The 14,597-nt window shown below is 67.1% G+C and carries 17 protein-coding genes; 5 read left to right on the top strand and 12 right to left on the bottom strand.

The features are described from left to right. Positions 1-8: 8 nt before the first annotated feature. Positions 9-416: a cupredoxin domain-containing protein gene (locus tag HZF05_RS11405; protein ID WP_160366489.1), complete on the top strand. Its 408-nt coding sequence runs from the start codon at positions 9-11 to the stop codon at positions 414-416. Here the strand turns inward: HZF05_RS11405 and HZF05_RS11400 are convergent. From HZF05_RS11400 to coxB, 12 genes are all read right to left on the bottom strand, one after another. Continuing rightward, a complete protein-coding gene (locus HZF05_RS11400) occupies positions 410-1,276 on the bottom strand; it encodes a class I SAM-dependent rRNA methyltransferase (RefSeq protein ID WP_160366488.1) in 867 nt (288 codons plus the stop codon). The genes HZF05_RS11405 and HZF05_RS11400 overlap by 7 nt on opposite strands. Further along, a complete protein-coding gene (locus tag HZF05_RS11395) occupies positions 1,273-2,502 on the bottom strand; it encodes an insulinase family protein (protein ID WP_160366487.1) in 1,230 nt (409 codons plus the stop codon). Before HZF05_RS11395 ends, HZF05_RS11400 begins: the two co-directional genes overlap by 4 nt. Further along, on the bottom strand, positions 2,499-3,896 hold the full coding sequence (gene thrC / locus HZF05_RS11390; RefSeq protein WP_160366486.1) for a threonine synthase: 1,398 nt from the start codon (positions 3,894-3,896) through the stop codon (positions 2,499-2,501). Before thrC ends, HZF05_RS11395 begins: the two co-directional genes overlap by 4 nt. Positions 3,897-4,008: 112 nt before the next feature. Next, the gene (locus HZF05_RS11385) at positions 4,009-5,064 is read right to left on the bottom strand and encodes a flagellin N-terminal helical domain-containing protein (RefSeq protein WP_160366485.1); all 1,056 of its coding nucleotides are present in this window, start codon (positions 5,062-5,064) and stop codon (positions 4,009-4,011) included. Between the two features lie 139 nt (positions 5,065-5,203). Beyond that, a complete protein-coding gene (locus tag HZF05_RS11380; RefSeq protein ID WP_160366484.1) occupies positions 5,204-5,785 on the bottom strand; it encodes an SURF1 family protein in 582 nt (193 codons plus the stop codon). Beyond that, positions 5,782-6,174 (bottom strand): DUF983 domain-containing protein, encoded by a 393-nt coding sequence (locus HZF05_RS11375; RefSeq protein ID WP_160366483.1) that lies wholly within the window; start codon positions 6,172-6,174, stop codon positions 5,782-5,784. Before HZF05_RS11375 ends, HZF05_RS11380 begins: the two co-directional genes overlap by 4 nt. Positions 6,175-6,261: 87 nt before the next feature. Then, positions 6,262-7,080, bottom strand: a complete 819-nt coding sequence (locus tag HZF05_RS11370; protein ID WP_160366482.1) for a cytochrome c oxidase subunit 3 — start codon at positions 7,078-7,080, stop codon at positions 6,262-6,264. Positions 7,081-7,133: 53 nt separating this feature from the next. Next, positions 7,134-7,682 carry a cytochrome c oxidase assembly protein gene (locus HZF05_RS11365; protein ID WP_160366481.1) on the bottom strand — a complete coding sequence of 183 codons (549 nt, stop codon included), beginning with the start codon at positions 7,680-7,682 and terminating at the stop codon, positions 7,134-7,136. Further along, positions 7,679-7,810, bottom strand: coding sequence for a hypothetical protein (locus tag HZF05_RS22145; RefSeq protein WP_281367509.1), 132 nt, complete (start codon positions 7,808-7,810; stop codon positions 7,679-7,681). The genes HZF05_RS11365 and HZF05_RS22145 overlap by 4 nt, the downstream gene beginning before the upstream one ends. After that, a complete protein-coding gene (locus tag HZF05_RS11360) occupies positions 7,810-8,715 on the bottom strand; it encodes a heme o synthase (protein ID WP_160366480.1) in 906 nt (301 codons plus the stop codon). The genes HZF05_RS22145 and HZF05_RS11360 overlap by 1 nt, the downstream gene beginning before the upstream one ends. 81 nt (positions 8,716-8,796) lie before the next feature. Next, the gene (ctaD, locus tag HZF05_RS11355; RefSeq protein WP_160366479.1) at positions 8,797-10,491 is read right to left on the bottom strand and encodes a cytochrome c oxidase subunit I; all 1,695 of its coding nucleotides are present in this window, start codon (positions 10,489-10,491) and stop codon (positions 8,797-8,799) included. 10 nt (positions 10,492-10,501) lie between these two features. After that, entirely contained in the window at positions 10,502-11,635 is a 1,134-nt protein-coding gene (gene coxB, locus HZF05_RS11350; protein WP_160366478.1) for a cytochrome c oxidase subunit II, read from the bottom strand. A gap of 198 nt (positions 11,636-11,833) precedes the next feature. On the opposite strand from coxB, the gene pyrE reads away from it, so the two are divergent. The 4 genes from pyrE to acpS are packed head-to-tail and all read left to right on the top strand — an operon-like array spanning position 11,834 to position 14,590. Continuing rightward, positions 11,834-12,421, top strand: a complete 588-nt coding sequence (gene pyrE / locus HZF05_RS11345) for an orotate phosphoribosyltransferase (RefSeq protein WP_160366477.1) — start codon at positions 11,834-11,836, stop codon at positions 12,419-12,421. Continuing rightward, positions 12,418-13,449 carry a serine hydrolase domain-containing protein gene (locus HZF05_RS11340; protein WP_160366476.1) on the top strand — a complete coding sequence of 344 codons (1,032 nt, stop codon included), beginning with the start codon at positions 12,418-12,420 and terminating at the stop codon, positions 13,447-13,449. Before pyrE ends, HZF05_RS11340 begins: the two co-directional genes overlap by 4 nt. Next, a complete protein-coding gene (locus HZF05_RS11335; protein WP_160366475.1) occupies positions 13,449-14,177 on the top strand; it encodes a pyridoxine 5'-phosphate synthase in 729 nt (242 codons plus the stop codon). Before HZF05_RS11340 ends, HZF05_RS11335 begins: the two co-directional genes overlap by 1 nt. Then, positions 14,174-14,590 (top strand): holo-ACP synthase, encoded by a 417-nt coding sequence (gene acpS / locus HZF05_RS11330; RefSeq protein ID WP_160366474.1) that lies wholly within the window; start codon positions 14,174-14,176, stop codon positions 14,588-14,590. The genes HZF05_RS11335 and acpS overlap by 4 nt, the downstream gene beginning before the upstream one ends. The last annotated feature ends 7 nt before the right edge of the window (positions 14,591-14,597 follow it).

Genomic DNA, 14,597 nt, shown 5'->3' with positions numbered 1-14,597 from the left:
AGTTCGCCATGAAGCTTGTTGCCCTTGCCATCCTGCTGTCCACCCCGCTGTTCGCACCTGCCGCGGTCGAGGCGGCGCCCGCCGCCCAGCCGATTCCGACGCGTACCGTGGTGATGCAGGACCGCAAATTCCATCCGCAGGTGATCCGGCTGCGCAAGGACGTGCCGACCCGTATCGTGTTGGTGAACCGCGACATGAGCGGGCACAATTTCTCGGCCAAAGGCTTTTTCGGCCACGCCGACATTCGCGATTCCGGCGCGGGATCGCAGGCGATCCGCGAAGGCATCGTCACCGTCCGCTCGGAATCGACGCGATCGTTCGTCGTGACGCCGCGCGTACGCGGGCCGTTCGATCTTACCTCGTCGGTCGCGCTCGATGTCGCGTCCGGGATGCAGGGGCAGATTCTGGTTTACTGACCGCCGGACCAGCGCGCGAAGATGGCGGTGGGAAGCAGCAGGCCGCGCGCCTCCTCGCGCACCGCCATCTCGCCGGCTTCGACGGTGCCGCCCAGATCGGCAGTGGCCTGCCGCAGCAACTCGGCAATGGCGAGCGCGGACATCCGCACCGCATAGACGGTAAGGACGAGAAACTTCGACCTCCTGTCCAGCAGCCTGACACAATCCTCGATCAGGCCGGGCAGGCCCTCCTCCAGTCGCCACGTCTCGCCGGTCGGGCCGCGACCGAACTTGGGCGGATCGAGCATGATCCCGGCATAGCGCCGCCCGCGCCGCACTTCTCGCGCGGTGAACTTCGTGGCGTCGTCGATCATCCAGCGGATCGGCTTGTCCGCCATGCCGGAGAAGGCCGCATTGGCCTTGCCCTGCTCGACCGACTTCCTGGAGGCATCGACGTGGGTGACCTTCGCGCCCTTCGCCGCGAGCGCGAGAGAGCCGACGCCGGTATAGCCGAACAGGTTCATCACCTCGTCATCCGCAGCGATGCGGTCTCGCATCCACGCCCATTGCGGCGCCATGTCCGGGAAGAATTGCAGGTGACGAAAGGGCGTGTTGGCGGCGTGGAACTTCACGTCCTGCCAGCCGAGCGGCCAGTCGCGCGGCACGTTGCCGTTCAGGTGCCAGCGCCCGCCGCCTTCTTCATCGGAGGCGCCGAGGAATTCGCCGTCATGCTTCCATGTCGGTGCGGCGGGCGCCCACATTGCCTGCGGCTCGGGCCGCACGAAGCTGAAGCGGCCGTAGCGCTCCAGCTTGCGGCCGTGGCCCGAATCGACGAGTCCGTAATCGGCCCACGGTTCGGTAATGAGCGTGTCGAGTTTCACGCCACCCGCGCGAGCTTGCCGCCGACGCTCGCGGTCGCGATCCCCCCGCCGATCGCGTCGTTCGCGGCGCGACGGGCGTGGGCGACGTCCACAGCGTCGATCAGCGCGACGGTCTCGGCGACCGGCACGATGCGGCCATGCACCTGGATCTGCCGGGCGAGATGGTCGCAGCGCCCCTGCACCGATTCGAGGCCCATCAGCAGCCCTGCCTTGGCCTGCGCCTGGGCGCGCGCCAGTTCGGCTTCGGAGAGATCCTCGGCCGTGCGGGCCAACACCTCGCGGGCGAGCGCGAAGGCGCGCGGCGCGTCCGCCTTGGCCGAGGCGCAATAGACACCGAGCTGGCCGGTATCCGCCGCCGCACTGCTCCACGCATAGACGGAGTAGGCGAGGCCGCGCTGCTCGCGCACCTCCTGGAACAGCCGCGAGGACATGCCGCCGCCCGCCGCGCTCGCGAACAGGCTGAGCGCATAGGCGTCGGGATGCCGCTGGTCGACGCCGGGATGCGCGAAGGCGACATGGACCTGATCGAAGCGGCGCGCATCCGTCACGACGCCGGAGGCGAAGCGCGCCGGCTCGAAGGCGGGCGGCGCGCCGGCGGCGAGATCGCCGAAGCGCGCCTCGGCGAGCTTGAGCAGCGCGTCCTCGTCCACCTTGCCGGCGGCGGCGAGGACAAGACCGGCCGGACGATATTGCTCCTCCAGCCAGCGCGTCAGCGCCGCCACGTCGATCGCGGCGATGGTTTGCGCATCGCCCAGCACCGGGCGGCCATAGGTCTGGCCCGGATAGGCGGCGGCGGCGAGGTGATCGAAGATGATGTCGTCGGGCGTGTCGCGCGATTCGCCGAGCTCGGCGAGCACCACCTGCTTCTCGCGCTCCAGCTCCTCGGCGGAGAAGTGCGGCGCACGGACCAGATCGGCGATCAGGTCGACGCCGAGCGCGAGGTCGTTCGGCAGCAGCCGCGCGTGGAAGACGGTGGTGTCGCGCGAGGTCCAGGCGTTGAGCTGGCCGCCGACATCCTCGGCGGCTTCGGCGATCTGGCGCGCATCGCGCTCGCCCGCGCCCTTGAACACCATATGCTCGACCATGTGGGCGAGGCCGGTGAGGTGCGCGGCCTCCGATCGGCTGCCGACATCGGCGTACAGGCCCACCGCCAGCGTCTCGACGCCCGGCATCGGATCGATCGCGACGGTGAGCCCGTTGGGCAGGCGGTGCAGGCGCGGGTTCACGCGCGGGGCCTCGCGCGCTCGGCGATATAGCCGGTGATCGCCTCGAACGTGGCGGGGAGGGTTGCGTAACGCTCCTCCTTCTCCATCAGGCCGGCGATCCTATCGGGAAGCGCGGCGCGCGTGCCGATCGCGGCCTCGACCGCATCGCCGAACTTGGCCGGGTGCGCGGTGGCGAGCGTCACCACCGGCACGTCGGCCGGCATGTTCGCCGCACGCGCTGCCGAAAGGCCGATGGCGGTGTGCGGGTCGATCACCTGACCCGAGGCATGCGCCCAGCGCATCGCGTCCACCATGCCCTCGTGATCGACACGAGCGCTCGCGAAGTCAGCCGAGGCAAGGTCGCGCTGAGCCTGCGACAAAGCCATCACCTTGTCGCTCTCGAACCCCTTCATCGCCGCCGCCAGCGCGCCGGCGTCGCGGCCGTGGAGATCGAACAGCAGCCGCTCGAAATTGGAGCTGACCTGGATGTCCATCGATGGCGTCGCGGTCGGCATCACCGTGCCAGTCGAATAGTCGCCCGCCGAGAGCGCGCGGTGGAGGATGTCGTTGACATTGGTCGCGACGATCAGCCGCGCCACCGGCAGGCCCATCTTCTTGGCAACATACCCCGCGAACACGTCGCCGAAATTGCCGGTCGGCACCGAGAAGGCGATCACACGGTGCGGCGCACCCAGCCGGACGCCGGCATAGAAATAATAGACGATCTGCGCCGCCAGCCGCGCCCAGTTGATCGAGTTCACCGCCGACAGTTGGAAGCGTCCGGCGAAATCCTTGTCGCCGAACATGCGCTTCACCAGCGCCTGCGCCTCGTCGAAATCGCCCTCGATCGCGATATTGTGGACGTTGTCCGCCAGCACCGTCGTCATCTGCCGGCGCTGCACGTCGGAGACCCGGCCCTTCGGGTGCAGCATGAAGATGTCGATATGCGCGCGGTTCGCCACCGCCTCGATCGCCGCCGACCCGGTGTCGCCCGAGGTCGCGCCGACGATGGTGAGGTGCTGGTCGCCGCCCGACAGGAACCGCTCGAACAGCAGCCCGAGCATCTGCAGCGCGACATCCTTGAAGGCGAGCGTCGGCCCATGGAAAAGCTCGAGCAGGAAATGGCGGTGATCGAGTTGCGCGAGCGGCGTCACCGCCGCGTGGCTGAAGCGGCCATAGGCGGCCTCGCACAGCGCGCGCAGATCAGCCTCGCTCAGCGCATCGCCGACGAAGGGGGCGAGAATGCGCACCGCCGTCTCGGCATAGGAGAGGCCGGCCAGCGCCTCGATCTCCGCCGCAGAAAGCGTCGGCCACGCCTCTGGCACGTAAAGCCCGCCATCGGACGCGAGCCCGGCAAGCGTGGCGGCCTGGAAGCCGAGCGGGGCGGCCTGCCCGCGGGTCGAGATATAGCGCATAGGAGCGCGCGACTTAGACGGCAGGGAGGCCGGGAGCAAGCGGAACGCAGATGGCCCCCGGCGCGAGCGGGACGCGCCGGAGGCCATAGCCTCAACCTGGGGGTGGAGACCGTTAGGAGAGGAGCTTGAGGACGCCCTGCTGCGACTGGTTCGCCTGGGCGAGCATCGCGGTGGCGGCCTGGTTGAGGATCTGCGCCTTGGCAAGGTTGGTGGTCTCGGCCGAGAAATCGGCATCGGCGATGCGCGACTTGGCGTCGGTCAGGTTGGTGACGTTGTTGGTCAGGTTGTTGACCACCGAGTTCAGCTGGCTCTCCGAAGCGCCCAGCGTGGCGCGGACCGTGCTGACCTTCGAGAGCATGCCGTCGACCGTGTTCAGCGTCGCGTTCGCATCGGCCACCGACGCCACCGACACGCCCTTGGTGACGGCGCCGGCCGCGACCTTGATCGAGTCGCCATCCTGGATCGTGTAGCTCTTGCCGACATCGCCGGCAGCGACCGTGATGCCACCGATCTTGTTGTTGTCGGTGACGTCCTGTGCGGTGACGGTGTGCGACATGCCGTCGAAATTGTCGCCCTTGACGACCGCGTAGGCACCGGCCGTGGCCTGGGTCGTCACCGTCGAGGTGAGGTTGCCGGTCTGCAGGTTGCCGATCGAGATGTCGACGGTCTCGCCGTTGTTCGCACCGGTCTGGATCGTCGTCTTGGTGCCGTTGCCAGCGACGCCGGCCGCCTTGCTGTGGTCGTAGTCGGCCGTGTCGAACAGCGCCACGCCGTTGAACTTGGTCTGGCTCAGCGTCTTGCCGATCTGCGTGGTGAGCTGCGAGACCTCCTGCTGCATGTTGGCGCGGTCGTCGTCGCTGTAGGTGCCCGAGGCGGACTGGACGGCGAGCTCGCGGATGCGCTGCAGGTTGTTGGTGACCTCGTCGAGGGCACCGTCGGCGGTCTGCGCCAGGCTGATGCCATCGTTCGCGTTGGAAACCGCCTGGTTCATGCCCATGATCTGCGAGCCCATCGAGTTCGAGATGGCGAGACCGGCGGCGTCGTCCGACGCCGAGTTGATGCGCTTGCCCGAAGACAGGCGGGCCATCGCGGTCTGCAGCGAATTGTTCGCGAGACGCGAACCGTTCTGGGCCCGCAGCGCGGCCGAGTTGGAAGCAATGACGGTCATGTGGTTCCCCTGAAATGATGACAGGCCACCGCCCCGCGCCGGCCTCGACACGGTTAACGTCCAATCTTTGTCGATATTTAGCGTCGATGCGGTTTGCGGCGAAAATATTTGCCGCAACCGGTCGGGCGCTTCCAGGAGGCTAAGCGGGCCTGCCCCTGCGCCACAGCGCGATAGCGTAGATCAGCACCGCGAGCCCCGCGAAGATGAACCACTGCACCGCGTAGGCGAGGTGGTTGTTGGGGATGTCGTCGAGGCTGGGCGGCTGGCTCGGCCACAGGCCGGGTGCCGCAGCGGTCGAGACCAGCAGGATCTGCCCGCCACGATCCGGTCCGATCACGCCGGAGATATCGCCGCCCTTCCAGTTCGCTGGCGCGCCGGGCTGTTCGGACCAGCCCATGTCGGCGGCGAAGCCCGGCCCCTCCGCACCGGTGCGGCAGTCGGCGATGTGGCGCCAGCCGGATTGGCCGGCGGTATTGCGCCCCGCGCTCGCACGCCAGCCGACGGGCTGGAGACAGAAGGCCTCGGACTTGCGGAACAGCAGCGACTGGTTGGTGAGATCTTGCGGGAAGGCGACCGGCGGCTTGTGCGCGGCCGCAGCATATTGGGCGAGCAGGCCCTCCTTCCACTTGAGCCGCTGGAGCTGCCAGATGCCGAGCCCGATCATCGCCGCGGCGGCGAGCGCGACCAGCAGCGTCGGCAGGACGGGGATGCGGATCTTCATGGCTGCGGCGGCTCGGGACGGAGATGGCCTTCCTCGGCACGGTTGCGATATTCGGACGCGATCAGCATGCCCTTGGCAACGCGCAGCGAGGCGATCACCAGCGCGACCGTCACCGGCGGCCAGATGATCACGTGGAGCCACCAGGGCGGGCTCGCCGCAAGCTCCAGGCTGATCGCGGCGATGCAGACGATGGTGCCGATGATGAGTGTCAGGAACGCCGCCGGCCCGTCGCCGACGTTGAAGCTGTCATAGTCCAGCCCGCAGACGCGGCAGCGCGGGGCGAACCTGATCATGCCGTCGAACAGGGTCTTGGCGCCGCAGCGCGGACAGAGACCCTGCAGGCCCGCCGCAACGATCGTAGGCTCGGCGGTCGGCGGGGTTTCGATCATGTCTTCGCTATAACCGGACAGCCCAGAAACACGAAGGGCGGAAGCTCGCGCCCCCGCCCCTTGGTTCGCGTCGCTGCGTTGGTCCCGTCAGCCGGCGTAGGTCGCGCCCCAGCCGCCCCAGATGTAGATGGAGAGGAACAGGAACAGCCACACCACATCGACGAAGTGCCAGTACCAGGCCGCCGCCTCGAAGCCGAAATGCTGGCGCGGCGTGAACTCGCCCTTGTAGGCGCGGAACTGGCAGACCGCGAGGAAGATGGTGCCGACGATCACGTGGAAACCGTGGAAGCCGGTCGCCATGAAGAAGGTCGCGCCGAAGATGTTGCCCTTGAAGGCGAACGGCGCGTGGATGTACTCCCAGGCCTGGATGCTGGTGAACAGCATGCCGAGCAGGATGGTGCACCACAGGCCCTGCTTCAGCCCCTTGCGATCGCCGTGGATCAGCGCGTGGTGCGCCCAGGTGACGGTCGTGCCCGAGCAGAGCAGGATCAGCGTGTTGAGCAGCGGGAACTTGAAGGGATTGAGCGGCTCGATACCCTTGGGCGGCCACACGCCGCCGACGGCCTCGACCGCCTTGGGGAAGAGCGAGGCATCGAAGAAGGCCCAGAACCAGCCGACGAAGAACATCACTTCCGACGCGATGAACAGGATCATGCCGTAGCGCAGGTGAAGCTGCACCACCGGCGTATGGTCGCCGGCATGCGCTTCCTTGATCACGTCGCCCCACCAGAAGCCCATCATCGAGACGGTGAGCAGAAAGCCCACCGGCAGCAGCAGCTTCCCGTAGGGAACGCTGTGCATGAACATGATCAGGCCGGAGGCGAGCGCCAGCGCCGAAAAGGCCGTCAGCAGCGGCCACGGGCTCGGTGGCAGGATGTGATAGTCGTGGTTCTTGGCACCGGCCATCGTCTTTCTCGTCCCTGTCTTGGCGGCTCTGGAGGCCTCGTTCGGCGCGGACCTTAGCCTTGGGTTGGCGCTTGGTCCACAGGATAGAATGTGTAGCTGAGCGTGATTTCGCTCACGTCGGCGTCGGTCGGATCCTTGAGGAAAGCGGGATCGACGTAGAACACCACCGGCATACGCTGCGTCTCGCCGGGCTGGAGCGTCTGCTTGGTGAAGCAGAAGCATTGCACCTTGACGAAATATTGCGCGCTCTGGTCCGGCGAGATGTTGAAGGCGGCCGATCCCGTCACCGGCTTGTCGGAAAGGTTGGTCGCATCGAAGAAAGCGAGCTGGCGGGCGCCGATGGCGACGCGCTGGGTCTTCTGCTCGGGCTCGAAGGTCCAGTTCAGCTTGTCCGAGACGTTGGCGTCAAAGCGGACGGTGACGATCTTGCCGGTGTCTCCAGGCGCCTTCGCGCCTTCCTCGATTCGCGCGGTGCCGCCGAAGCCGGTCTGCTGGCAGAACATCCGGTAAAGCGGCACGGCCGCGAAGCCCATTCCCACCATGAAGCAGGCGACCAGCCCGGCAATGATGCCGGTGCGCAGGTTGCGGGACGCGGCGCTCACTTCACCATCTTGGCGATGCTGATCGCATAGACCAGCACGACGAAGGCGCCGAGCAGCAGGGCGGTGACGATCGCGCGGCTCTTCTGGCGGCGGCGGATTTCGGTTTCGGTGTTCGGATCAAGGGCCATCAGGCGAACCAGAGCTTGTCCACGACCAGCACGCCGAAGGTCGCGAAGAGATAGAGGATCGAATAGCCGAACAGGCGGCGCTCGGCCTTCATCAAGGCGGGATCGCTCTCACGGCTGAAGCCGACACGGGCGGCGAGGGCGAGAAACGTGACGTTGAGCACGATCGCCGAGACGCCGTAGATCGGCCCGGTGAGGCCCAGCGGCCACGGCGCGATCGCCACCGCCGCCATCGGCCAGCTGTAGAGGAAGGCCTGCAGGCGGGTCGCCTTGGTGCCGGCGACCACGCTCATCATCGGCACGCCGGCGGCAGCATAATCCGAGTTGACGAACAGCGAGAGCGCCCAGAAGTGCGGCGGCGTCCACAGGAAGACCATCAGGAACAGCAGCACCGGCAGCACGTCGATACGGCCCGTCACCGCCGCCCAGCCGATCAGCGCGGGGAAGGCACCCGCCGCGCCGCCGATGACGATGTTCTGCGGCGTCCGGCGCTTGAGCCAGACGGTGTAGATCAGCACATAGAAGAGGATCGAGACGGTGAGGATCGCAGCGGCGAGCAGGTTCACCGCGAAGCCCATCAGGATCACCGAGAGCGCCGAGAGGCCCACGCCGAAGTGAAGCGCGGACTGGCGGTCCATGCGCCCGGCGGGAAGCGGGCGGTTGGCCGTCCGCTTCATCTTCGAATCGAGATCGGCCTCGTACCACTGGTTGAGCGCGGCGGCCGCGCCGGCGCCGAGCGCGATGCACAGGATCGCGGTGAAGCCCAGCACCGGATGGATATGCCCCGGCGCGATCAGCAGGCCGCACAAGCCGGTGAACACCACCAGCGTCATCACGCGCGGCTTGGTCAGCGCCCAGAAGTCGCGCCACTCGGCCGGCAGGTTGGAGGCTATCGGCGCGCTCGCCATTCTGTCCTTCATCATCTCAAAACCAACGCCCGGAACGAGTCTTCGTCCCGGGCGCGGCAGTATCAGAAAACCGGTCGCGGATCAGTGGTGGTCGTTGCCGTCGATCACCGGCAGCGTCTCGAACTGGTGGTAGGGCGGCGGGGAGGGCAGGGTCCACTCCAGCGTCGTCGCGCCCTCGCCCCACGGATTGGCCGGCGCCTTCTTGCCCGCGAACAGTGCATAGAGGACGTTGACGAAGAAGACCACCATCGAGGCGGCCATGATCATGTAGCCGATCGTGGCGATGTGGTTCCAGTAGCCGAAGGCGTCCGGATAATCCGGATAGCGGCGCGGCATGCCCTGGCGGCCGAGGAAGTGCATCGGGAAGAACAGCACGTTCACGCCGAGGAAGAAGCCCCAGAAATGCACGTGGCCGAGCAGGCTGGAATACATCCGGCCCGACATCTTCGGGAACCAGTAATAGAAGCCCGCGAACAGCGAGAACACCGCGCCCAGCGACAGCACGTAGTGGAAGTGCGCCACCACGTAGTAGGTATCCTGGTAATAGTTGTCGATGCCGCCGTTGGAAAGCACGACGCCGGTCACGCCGCCTACGGTGAACATGAAGATGAAGCCGATCGCCCAGACCATCGGCACCTCGAACTTGATCGATCCGCCCCACATCGTCGCGATCCAGGAAAAGATCTTGATGCCGGTCGGCACCGCGATCACCATGGTGGCGGCGGTGAAGTACATCTTCGTGTTCACGTCGAGGCCGGTCGTGTACATGTGGTGCGCCCACACCACGAAGCCGACCACGCCGATCGCGACCATCGCATAGGCCATGCCGAGATAGCCGAAGACCGGCTTGCGGCTGAACGTCGCGATGATGTGGCTGACCATGCCGAAGCCCGGCAGGATCATGATGTACACCTCGGGGTGGCCGAAGAACCAGAAGAGGTGCTGGTACAGGATCGGGTCGCCGCCGCCGGACGCATCGAAGAAGGTCGTGCCGAAATTGCGGTCAGTCAGCAGCATGGTGATCGCGGCGGCGAGCACCGGCAGCGCGAGCAGCAGCAGGAAAGCGGTGACCAGCACCGACCACACGAACAACGGCATCTTGTGCAGCGTCATGCCCGGCGCGCGCATGTTGAAGATGGTGGTGATGAAGTTGACCGCGCCGAGGATCGACGAGGCACCCGCAAGGTGGAGCGCGAGGATCGCCATGTCCACCGCCGGCCCGGCCGATCCCGAGGTCGAGAGCGGCGCATAGACCGTCCAGCCGGTGCCCGCACCGTTGCCGGTGCCGCCGGGCACGAAGGTGCTTCCCAGCAGCAGCAGGAAGGCCGGGATGATCAGCCAGAAGCTGACATTGTTCATGCGCGGGAAGGCCATGTCCGGCGCGCCGATCATGATCGGCACGAACCAGTTGCCGAAGCCGCCGATCATCGCGGGCATGACCATGAAGAACACCATGATCAGGCCGTGCGCTGTGATCAGCACGTTCCACAGGTGGAGCGCCGCGTCGTTGCCGGCGGGCTGGCCGAGGAAGTGCGCCCAGCCGGTCAGATACTGGATACCGGGATGCTCGAGCTCGAGGCGCATCATGCCCGAGATCGCGCCGCCGATGATGCCGGCGGTGATCGCGAAGATCAGGTAGAGCGTGCCGATGTCCTTGTGGTTGGTGGACATGAACCAGCGCGCGAAGAAGCCCGGCTTGTGATCCGCGTCGTGATGTTCGTGGCCGTGGCCATGATCATGCTCGAAGAAATGGGCGTTGGCCGTGGTGTCGGTCATCTTGCGGGCCTCAGTTCGTGGCGCTCTGCGACGCGGGCGTCGCGGCGGCGGTCGAGTTCTCGGTGGCGGTGGTGGAAGCGCCCGCGCCCGGCTCGGGGTTGGCGGTGGTCGCGCTCGGGTTGGTGATCGGCGAATTGGCCGTCGCGTCGCTGGAGGCGGGCTTGGCCGCGCCCGGCATCGTGCCGCCGTTGGCCGCGACCCACTGCGCGAACTGCTCCTTGGTCACGACGTCGACCGCGATCGGCATGTAACCGTGGCGGGCGCCGCACAGCTCCGAACACTGGCCGTAATAGAGGCCGGTGCGGTTCACCTTGAACCACGTCTCGTTGAGGCGGCCGGGGACGGCGTCCATCTTCGTCCAGAAGGCCGGCACCGCGAAGGAGTGGATCACGTCGTCCGAGGTGGTGATGATCTTGATCACCGAATCGACCGGCACGACCATGCGGGCGTCGACGCCGAGCTGGCGGGGCTCGCCCTTCGCCTTGTCCTGCGCGTCGGTCAGGATGTTGGAGACGACCTCGAAATCGCCGTTGTCCGGATACTGGTAGGACCAATACCATTGATGGCCGATCACCTTCACGGTGAGGTCCGGCTTGGGCGTCGAATATTGGCGTGCCAGCAGCTTGATCGAGGGCACCGCGATGCAGAGCAGGATCAGCACCGGCGCGACCGTCCAGATGATCTCGATCGTGGTGTTGTGGCTGGTGCGCGATGGCGTGGGATTAGCGCGGCGGTTGTAGCGCACCGCCACCCAGAAGAGCAGCCCTAGGACGAAGAGGCTGATGATCGTGATGATGACGAGCAGCCAAGAGTCGAACTTCTGCGCGAACAGGCCGATGTCCGTCACCTGCGGCTGCAGCGAGATCGCCTCGGTCGGCTGGCCGATGCCGGGGGTCGGCTTGTTGAATTCGGGGATCTTCGAAGCTGCGGGAGCGGCGGTCGCAGCCGGCTCGACAGCAGCCGGAGCGGCGGCGGGGGCCGTCGTCGTCGCGGTCGCAGGCGCCTGGCCCGAATCCGGAGTCGTCGCGGTCGCGGTAGGGGAAGTGGTCGCGGGCGCGGGAGCGGGAGCCTGTGCGAACGATGCGCCGCCCAGCGTCATGCCGATCAGCGCGGCTGCCAAACCCAGGGACTTCAAACTCTTCATGTCACCCCTCTTCCCACCATGGCCGTGCGCGGGCTCTTGCCCATCGATGGCCATTTGGCGGCCTTATAGCAAGCGAAAGCGAAGCCTCAAGCGCGGATCGCCGCATCGCAGCAGCAAAGCTTGATTGAAGCCGGGCAGCCACGCGCCTATGAGCGCGCGATCCCGGGGGACTCGGGACACGGAATTTCAGAGGCAATCATGACGGACGAAGAGGTGCTGGCGGAATTCCGCGCGGCCGAAGCACTGCTGGACGGGCATTTCATCCTGTCCTCGGGCCTGCGCAGCCCCACCTACCTGCAATGCGCGCGCGTGCTGATGGACCCCAAGCGCGCCGCGCGACTGTGCGCCGAGCTCGCCTCGCGCTTCACGCCGGCGGTGCATGCCGGCGTCTCGGCGGTGGTGTCGCCGGCGATGGGCGGCGTGATCGTCGGCTACGAGATGGCGCGCGCGCTGGGTGTCGACGCGATGTTCGTCGAGCGGCCGACCGGCACGTTCGAACTGCGCCGTGGTTTCAGCCTCGAGCCGGGCCAGAAGGTGCTGATGATGGAGGACGTCGTGACGACGGGCCTCTCCTCTCGTGAGGCGATCAAGGCGATCGAGGAGGCCGGCGGCCGCGTGATCGCGGCGGGCTGCCTGGTCGATCGCTCGAACGGTACGGCGGATGTCGGCGTGCCGCTGACCGCGCTGCTGACGCTCGACGTGCCGACCTATGCGCCGGACGAGCTTCCGGAAGAGCTGGCAGCGATCCCGGCGATCAAGCCCGGCAGCCGGGCCAAGGCCGCTTGAAGTGGCTCGCGGGCGTATTCGCGCTCGCGCTGACCGCCGCCTCGCCACCGCCGCTCGATCGGATTGTCGCTTCGGCGAAATTCGACGGCGTGGTGATCGCCGGCGACTCGGAAAAGCCCGCCTACATCCACGGCGATGCCGCCGCGACGTGGCGCTGGGCATCGGTCTCCAAGCAGCTCGCTGCGACGATCGTGATGCAGGAGGTAGAGGCTGGGCGCCTCTCGCTCGACCGGCCGATCACCGAATGGTGGCCCGAATGGCCACAGGTCTTCTCGGACCTGATCACGATCCGCGACCTGCTCCGGCACACGAGCGGCCTCGCCGATCCCAACGAGGACGGGCCGAACGCAAAGAACGGGATGCCGCTCTTCTACCGTCCGCCGCCGGGCCACGGGACGATGCAATATGAGGCGACGCATTATTGCGCCGAGCATCCGCGCGCCAAGCCGGGCCTCGCCTTCCACTACGACAATTGCGATTTCATCGTGCTCGGTGCGCTGCTCGAGCGGACGACGGGCAAGCCTTATGCGCAGCTGTTGCAGGAGCGGATCGCGGCGCCGTTGGGACTGAGGATCGGCCTCTTCTCCCCCGATGCGCCGCCCGCCCCGCACGTGCACGGGCTCGCCAAGCCGGGTGTGCCCGAGGACATCGGCAATCTCGGTACCTACGGCGCGGCGGGATCGGTTTACGGCCCGCCGCTGGCGCTCTACGCCTTCGATCGCGCCCTGCTCGCGCACAAGCTGCTCGGCGACGCTGCCACCGCCGAAATGTGGAAGGGCGAGCCGAAATGGGGCCAGGCCGCGCTCGGCCAGTGGCAGTATGAGACGATGCTCGCCGGCTGCCCCGCCCCCGTCTCCGTCGTCGAGCGGCGCGGCGAGATCGGCGGCGTTCAGATTCGTAACTTCATATTGCCGACGATGGGCAAGGCTCTCGTGATGTTCACCCGGCGCGGCGATTTCGACTTCGGCGAGGTTTGGCAGAATAAGGGCTTCGCCTATAGGGCGCTTTCGGCCGTGGGATGCGCGTGATGAGTGGCAAGCTGAGGTTAGGCGTCAACATCGATCACGTCGCGACGATCCGCAACGCGCGGGGCGGCCTGCACCCGGATCCGATCCGCGCCGCGCAGGTGGCGCAGGCGGCCGGCGCCGACGGGATCACCGCGCACCTGCGCGAGGATCGCCGCCACATCATGGACGAGGACATCGCCCACCTGATCGGTGCCATCTCGCTGCCGCTGAACCTCGAAATGGCGGCGACCGAGGAGATGCTCGCGATCGCGCTGAAGCACCGTCCCCACGCCGCCTGCATCGTCCCGGAACGCCGCGAGGAGGTGACCACCGAGGGCGGTCTCGACGCCGCGCGCCAGCACAATCACCTGAAGCCGCTGGTGACGAGGCTGGGCGAGGCGGGCATCCGCGTCTCGCTCTTCATCGAGCCCGATCCGCGCCAGATCGAGGCGGCGGTGTCGCTCGGCGCGCCCGTGGTCGAGTTCCACACCGGCGCTTATGCGCATGCCGAGGGCGAGAAGCAGGCGGCGGAGCTCAAGCGTATTGCCGATGCCGCCGCTCTCGCCGCCAAGAACGGCATCGAGCCGCATGCCGGCCACGGCCTCACCTACGACAATGTCGTGCCGGTCGCCGCCATCCCGCAGATCGCGGAACTCAACATCGGCCACTTCCTGATCGGCGAAGCGATCTTCACCGGGCTGGAAACCAGCGTGCGCCGCATGCGCGACCTGATGGACGAAGCCAGATGATCATCGGCATCGGCTCAGACCTCTGCAATATCGATCGCATCCAGGCCTCGCTGGACCGCTTCGGCGAGCGCTTCGTCAATCGCGTCTTCACCGATATCGAGCGCGCCAAGTCCGAGCGGCGGACGCTCACCCGCGCCGCCACCTACGCCAAGCGCTTCGCCGCCAAGGAGGCTTTCTCCAAGGCGGTCGGCACCGGTTTCAAGCGCGGCGTGTTCATGAAGGATATCGGCGTGGTCAACCTGCCGAGCGGCGCGCCCACGCTCGCGCTTGCCGGCGGGGCCAAGGCGAGGCTTGACGCGTTGACCCCGCCGGGCCACGCCGCCACCGTACATTTGACGATGACCGACGACCTCCCCTGGGCGCAGGCCTTCGTCATCATCGAGGCGCTGCCGATCCCGGCGGACGCAGACTGAGGATTAT

Source organism: Sphingomonas chungangi (genome assembly GCF_013778325.1).
Lineage (GTDB): Bacteria > Pseudomonadota > Alphaproteobacteria > Sphingomonadales > Sphingomonadaceae > Solisphingomonas > Solisphingomonas chungangi.
This window is presented reverse-complemented; position numbering and strand designations above follow the sequence as displayed.